At 40.1% G+C, this 7,126-nt stretch carries 8 protein-coding genes and 1 pseudogene; 6 read left to right on the plus strand and 3 right to left on the minus strand.

Going from position 1 to position 7,126, the window contains the following annotated elements:
* The first annotated feature begins 25 nt into the window (after positions 1-25).
* The 3 genes from V7R55_RS19205 to V7R55_RS19215 all read left to right on the plus strand — a co-directional run bounded on the left by V7R55_RS19205 (position 26) and on the right by V7R55_RS19215 (position 2,156).
* On the plus strand, positions 26-289 hold the full coding sequence (locus V7R55_RS19205) for a hypothetical protein (protein ID WP_334060958.1): 264 nt from the start codon (positions 26-28) through the stop codon (positions 287-289).
* Between the two features lie 636 nt (positions 290-925).
* Positions 926-1,507, plus strand: a complete 582-nt coding sequence (locus V7R55_RS19210) for a hypothetical protein (protein ID WP_334060960.1) — start codon at positions 926-928, stop codon at positions 1,505-1,507.
* 295 nt (positions 1,508-1,802) lie between these two features.
* A complete protein-coding gene (locus V7R55_RS19215; protein ID WP_334060962.1) occupies positions 1,803-2,156 on the plus strand; it encodes a hypothetical protein in 354 nt (117 codons plus the stop codon).
* A gap of 415 nt (positions 2,157-2,571) precedes the next feature.
* On the opposite strand, the gene V7R55_RS19220 is transcribed toward V7R55_RS19215, so the two are convergent.
* The 3 genes and pseudogenes from V7R55_RS19220 to V7R55_RS19230 all read right to left on the minus strand — a co-directional run bounded on the left by V7R55_RS19220 (position 2,572) and on the right by V7R55_RS19230 (position 4,239).
* Positions 2,572-2,772 carry a CcdB family protein gene (locus V7R55_RS19220; RefSeq protein WP_334060970.1) on the minus strand — a complete coding sequence of 67 codons (201 nt, stop codon included), beginning with the start codon at positions 2,770-2,772 and terminating at the stop codon, positions 2,572-2,574.
* A gap of 103 nt (positions 2,773-2,875) precedes the next feature.
* Positions 2,876-3,121 (minus strand): type II toxin-antitoxin system CcdA family antitoxin, encoded by a 246-nt coding sequence (locus V7R55_RS19225; protein WP_334060963.1) that lies wholly within the window; start codon positions 3,119-3,121, stop codon positions 2,876-2,878.
* Between the two features lie 140 nt (positions 3,122-3,261).
* Positions 3,262-4,239, minus strand: a pseudogene (locus V7R55_RS19230) (transposase).
* A gap of 500 nt (positions 4,240-4,739) precedes the next feature.
* On the opposite strand from V7R55_RS19230, the gene V7R55_RS19235 reads away from it, so the two are divergent.
* The 3 genes from V7R55_RS19235 to V7R55_RS19245 all read left to right on the plus strand — a co-directional run bounded on the left by V7R55_RS19235 (position 4,740) and on the right by V7R55_RS19245 (position 6,922).
* Positions 4,740-5,528: a PhzF family phenazine biosynthesis protein gene (locus V7R55_RS19235; RefSeq protein ID WP_334060964.1), complete on the plus strand. Its 789-nt coding sequence runs from the start codon at positions 4,740-4,742 to the stop codon at positions 5,526-5,528.
* 288 nt (positions 5,529-5,816) lie between these two features.
* Positions 5,817-6,380: a hypothetical protein gene (locus V7R55_RS19240; RefSeq protein ID WP_334060966.1), complete on the plus strand. Its 564-nt coding sequence runs from the start codon at positions 5,817-5,819 to the stop codon at positions 6,378-6,380.
* A 116-nt stretch (positions 6,381-6,496) separates the two neighbouring features.
* Positions 6,497-6,922 carry a GIY-YIG nuclease family protein gene (locus tag V7R55_RS19245; RefSeq protein WP_334060968.1) on the plus strand — a complete coding sequence of 142 codons (426 nt, stop codon included), beginning with the start codon at positions 6,497-6,499 and terminating at the stop codon, positions 6,920-6,922.
* The last annotated feature ends 204 nt before the right edge of the window (positions 6,923-7,126 follow it).

Raw genomic sequence — 7,126 nt, forward strand, 5'->3', positions numbered from 1 at the left:
GTTATAAGCCAAAGGATATTGTGAGATGGACTCTCTTTTAATTGTTTATATTGCTTTTGCTATCTACTTGGTTTTAAACCTTGCTGTTTCTGTTTTTCTAGTAAAAAGAGATGACTTAGATAATGTTCAAAAGTTTTTTCAAATCCTTTTGGTTTGGTTAATTCCGTACTTTGCCGCTATCGGTTTATGGCTATTTAACAAAAGCCAAGACCAGCCTGTAAAACAATTTTCTGAGTTTGGTGGTGGTGCACAAGACAGCAGTAATGCGGGCTCCGATGGTAGTCAGTAGAGTGGGTAAGTTAAAAACCTTAAACTCTGTACAAGGTTGTATTGGCAGGGCTTATAACAAACCGCTGTAGACGCAAGCGGAGCTTGCTGGGACAAAAACACGTGGGCTGTCCTCGCTTCGCTCGATATTATAGCCCACTAATTTTGCCCCTAAGCGGGGTGTTATATTTCAAAGTTGGAGATGAGCTATTTTTCGCAGTTTTAAGGTAATCGCTTGGATTTATATTACGTTTGGTAGCTTTGCTGCGTTGACTGGGCTCGGCTATGTACTAGCTGCTACTCATAATGGTGCCGGCAACCCTACAGGTGCTTTGGTGCAGGTTGCATTGTCTATTTGCTTAGTCGTAGCCAGCATATTCTTCCTTAAAAAATCAGCACGCGCACTGTTAGCTTTAAAGCTTCTCACTGCTTTAACTATTGTATTTCTGATATATACCTCTGCCACATCAGAATTCATATCTGTTCCCGCTAGTATATTTGGCTTACTTTTCTATATTGCACCTCTAGCGGTAATAATGTTTAAACTCTGCTCTTCGAGCGCTAAGCTCTTCGTTGACACAAATGAAATATTGTACTAAACAAGACAGGCATGGTTGTGCACATTTAAATAGGTAATTGCAAGGACAAGGAGGTCGAAATGAAACTTATAAAAGTAGGTTTATTAACTTTTTTCATATCGCAGGTTGCTGCTGCCGAGGTTGACGTTTCTCTTGCCAATGGCACTGAGAAAGAAGAGTTGAAACGCGAACAAATTTTTAGACTCATTGAACAGCATGATCTTAAGAAATGGTGGTTCACTGATAAAATTATTATAGATGAGTCAGCAAGGAGTCCCTTCAGCCATCCGGTTTTAACGCTTAAAGCTTCTATGCCAAATAATGACCACGCTGGCTTGTCTCAACTTCTACACGAACAAATTCACTGGTTCGAAGATGCGAGAAAGGAAGAGGTTGATAATACTGTTGCCGAATTACGAAAGATATACACGTCTGTTCCGGTTGGCTTTCCTGCCGGCGCTAGAAGCGAATTTTCTACCTATCTGCATCTTGCTGTTTGCTTAATGGAGTTAGATGCTTTAACGCACATCTTGGGTAAAGAAAAAGCAGAAGAAGTCATAGCAACCAATGGAAAATATTTCTACAAATGGATATATAAAACGGTACTTCAAGACCAAGCACAGTTACGAGAAATTCTGAAAAATAACAGGTTGTACATTTAACTCTACTAAACAAGACAGGCACGTTTGTGTCTATTGCACAGGTGTCCGCGCGCCCTTATTTTAAAGTTAGGCACTAAATATGAATCCCATACAGCAAGCATCTAATTAAAAATAAGACTAATTAAAAATAAGACAGGCATCTTTACGAAGAATACTAACAATCGCCAGCGACAAAAATCCATGGGCTCGTTTCGCTTTGCCCCTTTTTAAACAACATATGTCGTTAGACATTTAGGAATTAGTCACTATGGAACAGTCAGATGTTAAATAAATGAGACAGGCATCTTTCGTAGTAATGACTAAACAAGACAGGCATGTTTGTGTAGTGACTTTTGGACTAAACGAGACAGGCATATTAGCGGCAGCGGACAAGCCGCTGAATGCGGCGTTATGTTTTTCTATGAAAAAAAATCATCACCTAATTGTTTTAACCAAATATCAGAACCTCATGGCACCTCATGAGAGAATATTGGCAAGGTGGTTAACGGAAGAGTGGGACGGAGAAGGTACAGAGTTACCAAGTTGGTTACTGAACAAGATCTGGAATAAATATCCTTCAAATTGCTTAAATGACCCATCAGCTCTAGCAAGAAAACTGTTCCTCAAAATTATGGAGAACAACAGGAGTGAAATATCTCTTCGTGAATAACACTAAACAAGTCAGGCATGTTTATACTAAAAAAGACAGGCATTTTTGGGAGAGGACTTGACTAAATAAGACAGTCACTTTTGCACTATAACACGTGGGCTCCCGTCACTTCGTTCCGTATTATGGCCCACGCGTTATTGCCCCTTTTTGAAAGACTAAACAAGACAGGCATGTTTGTGTCGGCATGTTTGTGTCTATTGCACACGTGTCGGCGCCCTCAATTTTAAAGTTAGGCACTAAATATGAATCCCATACAGCAAGCATCTAGTTACGTTAAGACTAAATAAGACTAAATAAGACAGGCATCTTGTTTAGTATCAATACGAATCGATACTAAACAAGACAGGCTCATTTGTTCACTTCTCTAGGTACATTACTTCGTCATGCCCACCTGTCAGAGTCTCTTATAGAAAGGCTATATTCCAGTAATAGCAAAGTCTATTGCATCTATTAACAATTCGCGGGATTGCGCTAAAGACCCGATGCAGTCCTTGAGCACACCTTCGGGTATGGAACTCAGTTGTTGAGTCAGGAATAGATATGTCTCGCCTTCGAATTCTATCTCCGGCGTTAGGTTTTTCATGTAAAGACTATTTCTAGTCTTGTTCTTTGTCAGCGGTACAACTAGCCTTGTTGCTAATTGGTCTGAACATCTACAAGAAAAGGATAAGCTTTATTTGTTTTTGAGCTTGGGTTTCTGTAAACATCAAACTGTGCCATTAGAAGTTTCTATACTCATCACCTATACAGCCGTTCTCAGCAACAAACTCGTTATACGCAGCTATGGCAGCTTTGTTTTCTTTTTTCCACCTTTCTTCTTCAACACTTTTCAACTTGTCTTTAAGTGCCTGTTCCAAGGTTGCAGACAGGTTAACTTTTAAGTCTCTAGCTTTTTGTAATAAATCGCTGTTTACGTTTAAATTAGTCGCTTTTTTTGGGGCATGGATGTCATATAAATTTTGCATGCTATCACTCCAAATTGTCACACATATTAAGTATACGCATAGGGATGCGCATTGCAAAAAATAGGTTCTTAACAAACCCGGAATTGTTATGTAGAGATGTATACATAAGTGCCTGTGTTACTCTCTATTAAACTGCAAAGTTAACCGAGTAATCGCATTGCACTTTGTCGGCCTTGAACTCTTTGCTGATGTTGATTCTGCGCGTATTGCTCTAGGTGAATTACTTTGCCGGCGGCGTGCTTAAAGCAGGTTTCAAATTGCGTGGTTAATGTTATCCAATGTTCTTGTTCAATATTGAGGCGCTCTAAAATGAAGGGTAGGTTATGCTCAACCTTGCCACGCTTGTTTGGGTGAATATATCGGCTGGATATATCTACAAGCTGTAAGTAGTCTGGAAGAGTAAAAGGTAAACCGTGTGGCATCTCTTGTCTTGGGTTGCCTGCAAAAGGCATAAGTCGTTTAGGTGTTTTGCCGACTCTAACTGCGTTAATTCGGTATTTTATACTGGTATGGTCTGATGTTTCAGGTGTTTTTGCCATCTTTGCTCGTACTGGGTTTTAATCAACATATGCCATACAAGCGGCAAGGGCTGACTCATCCAATAGTGCTTGAGATTTAAACCGTCCTTCCCAAAAATGCCCTGTGCAGTCGTCTTCTTTATTAGCCGCCCTGGCAATGTATTCATTCAGTGCACGCATAAACCAGCTGATATCAAATAGCCTTTTACGCCATACTTCAGCCGTTAACTCCAGCGCTTTAATTTGAACTTCATGTAAATCTTTACGTGAATCTGGTGACATGTAGCGCTGCGAGAGTAATGTGCCTTTGTACAGTTTATGCCAACGTTGAATCACGTCTTCTGTACCCAGTGCGTATGCTTTCTCTTTGTTTACGTGTAATACCAGGTGCGTATGATTACTCATTACCGCATAAGCACATACATCAATGGCGAACACTTCACTTAAAACGTGAATACGGTCTTCTACCCATTGGCGACGATGTTCGAAGCTTTTACCGTTTTCCTCGCCACACAAGAAAGCACGACGAACACAGCGCGAAATACAGTGATAATAGGGCGTATCCGATAAACTAATTTGTGACTTACGGGCTTTAGGCATTGTGTCTGTCTGGCTCTGATTAACTCTTTTACTAGTTTGAAGAGGGATTTAGATTAAGGAAAGTGTACGAGGGGACAGTTTGGGATTTTTCTAGTTATGCCTGACTTGTTTATTCTAGTTATGCCTGTCTCGTTTATTCTCCTTAGAGACACCATGTTACAAATTGGTTAAAGCTCTAAGCTTAGAAGTTTATTAAACTAGATTAAACGAGACAGGCATCTTTGTGCCTTTTTATTAAGCATTTAAAAGGAGCGTTTAAATGAAAGGTATTTATCGAATTCTTATTGCTCTGGCTCTTCTAGTTGCAGCTATAACATCTTACAGTATGGGAATTCAGTCAGGTGTATTCCTGTTCATTATTCTGGGGCTCGTTCTAGAAGGGGCATTTTGGTTCGGCTTGTTTTCAATTAAAAGACGAAAAGAGGCCTAGCGATACGTACCAGCACTCGAATAGCCGTAACTGCTTAGCGTTGGGTTTTCAGCATACAAAAGGAAGATAGATGAAGCTTAAGATGTTTCAGGTTGATGCTTTTGCAAACCATGTTTTTGAAGGTAATCCGGCTGCGGTATGTCCACTAGAAACTTGGCTTGATGATAGTTTGTTGCAGGCCATTTCTGAAGAAAATAACCTCTCTGAAACCGCTTTTTTCGTTCCGATGGGGAACGCCTATGAATTGAGGTGGTTTACACCAGCAGATGAAGTTGATCTTTGTGGGCATGCGACACTTGCTGCGGCTCATGTACTCTACACTCATCTACACTACACCAAACAGGAAGTAGTTTTCCATACCCGCAGTGGGCCACTTACTGTCACGCGAAGTGGCACCGGTTTTTGTATGGATTTTCCGGCTGCATCGCTTGTCAACACTAAAGCACCTTCAGCGCTAGTGAATGCGCTTGGCAAAGCCCCGAAGGAAGTACTATCCGGGTTCGACTATCTCGTTGTTTTTGATTCTGAAGAAGAAATAAAATCACTAAAGCCGGATTTTGAAAAGCTCAAAGAGCTTGGATTACGGGGTGTGGTTGTAACTGCCCTGGGACAAGAGGTCGATTTTGTCAGCCGCTGTTTCTTTCCTAAGCTTAGAGTGAACGAAGATCCGGTCACAGGGTCTGCCCATTGTGAACTTGCGCCATACTGGGCTAGCCGTCTCGGTCGCAACAAGCTTAGTGCTCGACAGCTGTCTAAGCGGTCGGGCAGCGTGGAGTGTGAAGTCAAAGATAATAGAGTATTCCTATCAGGAAACAATGTGGACTACATGACCGCAGAGATTAATATCCCGCAAAACTAACTAAAGAAGACAGGCACTTTAAACTCCATAAGTTAAGCTGAAAAAAAAGCATGCGATGACTAAACAAGACAGGATTGTTTATTCTTTTGGTGGAATTAAGCTGTAGCGTTTGAACTCTGTTTTGTTGTTTTTAATTTATGAGCGTAAAACGAAATCAAGGTTTTTCTTTATTTTTCTGTCTGTTGTGGGTTAATGTAGTTGTAAATACAAGGACAAGTTTCCCGAATTAGTGTGGTAGAGCAAGACGGTTTGGGGACAAGTAAACTGTTAGTGCTCCAAGGATAGTAAATGAGTATAGTTATAGAATCAGCTACTGCAGCATCTGCTGCTTCACTTGCCCGTCTGATCAAAGAATGGTCGAATTTAAGAGAAGCAAAAAAAGAAGAAGAATTAAAAACACCCGAATGGAAGCAACTCGAAAAGTCTTATATTGAACATTTAAAATGGCGTTTTGATTACCCCAAAAAAGTTTTTGGTCAGCAAATATTAGCCAATTGGATTATTACCTTTGTTGTTCTAGCTTTAGTGGTATCAGGGCTTGTTTTTTCTTTTCTTCAACTTCAATACGCAATTACTCTTGGAGATATGTCTTCGCTAAGCACAAACATTGAAATTGAAACTGCAGGCAAAGTTTCAATAAGTTCCTCAATTGTAGGCGCAATCACATTAGTGATTTCACTCGCATTTTTTGCTTTGTATTTAAAATATGTTTTTCAAATTAAGCATACTCATCCTCCACATGTAAGCCTCTCTGAGACAGATGCTCAAACAATTCTTAAAAAACAACAATCTCAAACAGCGGTTGACAAAGATATTGATAATCTGGAAATCACAAGTGTTCAACTGGGGTAGCCCTAACAAGTTACTCAAAAGGACGCAAGCGGTTGGCTTGCGCTCCCTCGTCGCCAAGCATTTATACGCCCATTAGTAAGCTGTTATGTTGCCTAGAATGATTCATCGGAGATTTAATGAAAAGTGACATGAGATTTATAAAGTCAGCACTTGAATATAGAACAATAGACGAGGTTAGTCTGATACCTAAATATCTAAGAGGTATTTATGCACTTTATCAGCTAGATGACAATATTCTCGATCTTGTCTACATAGGTATGTCAGGAAAAGAACAGAATGGTCGTATCAGAAGTCGTATTCAGCAGCATACACGCGGCAAATCGGAATCATGGACACACTTTTCATATTATGAAGTTTGGGACAATGTAACTGAATTAGAAATCAAGGAACTCGAAGGCCTATTTCGTCAACTTTATAGGTTTTCTGTTACGTCTAATTCTTTAAATCGACAGCAAACTCATAGGCCATTGGTCAATATCCGCAAACGAACTGAAAATGAACTCGGTGTTCCTTCGTTCAAAAGCAGTAAGCTAGGCCTTTAAGACCGCTGAATAATACAAAACAACGACTATACAAGACAGGCATCTCAGTGAACAGAGACAATAAACAGCTGGCGTGGCGCTTCGCGCAAGTTTACCCAATAGTCAATTGCTCCTTAGCAATGTGTTAATCATATAAAGGAACATCATGTTTTCTAAGTTTCCACCAAAAATATCAGTACCTTTGTTTTATGTTTTCATAACATT

The sequence above is a fragment of the Alteromonas sp. S005 genome (genome assembly GCF_036864475.1).
Lineage (GTDB): Bacteria > Pseudomonadota > Gammaproteobacteria > Enterobacterales > Alteromonadaceae > Alteromonas.

What these genes read in the sequence shown, in the direction of transcription:
- V7R55_RS19205 (WP_334060958.1), top strand. Translation starts at nt 26, where the DNA reads ATGGACTCTCTTTTAATTGTTTATATTGCTTTTGCTATCTACTTGGTT.
- V7R55_RS19210 (WP_334060960.1), top strand. Translation starts at nt 926, where the DNA reads ATGAAACTTATAAAAGTAGGTTTATTAACTTTTTTCATATCGCAGGTT.
- V7R55_RS19215 (WP_334060962.1), top strand. Translation starts at nt 1,803, where the DNA reads ATGACTAAACAAGACAGGCATGTTTGTGTAGTGACTTTTGGACTAAAC.
- V7R55_RS19225 (WP_334060963.1), bottom strand. Translation starts at nt 3,121, where the DNA reads ATGCAAAATTTATATGACATCCATGCCCCAAAAAAAGCGACTAATTTA.
- V7R55_RS19235 (WP_334060964.1), top strand. Translation starts at nt 4,740, where the DNA reads ATGAAGCTTAAGATGTTTCAGGTTGATGCTTTTGCAAACCATGTTTTT.
- V7R55_RS19240 (WP_334060966.1), top strand. Translation starts at nt 5,817, where the DNA reads ATGAGTATAGTTATAGAATCAGCTACTGCAGCATCTGCTGCTTCACTT.
- V7R55_RS19245 (WP_334060968.1), top strand. Translation starts at nt 6,497, where the DNA reads ATGAAAAGTGACATGAGATTTATAAAGTCAGCACTTGAATATAGAACA.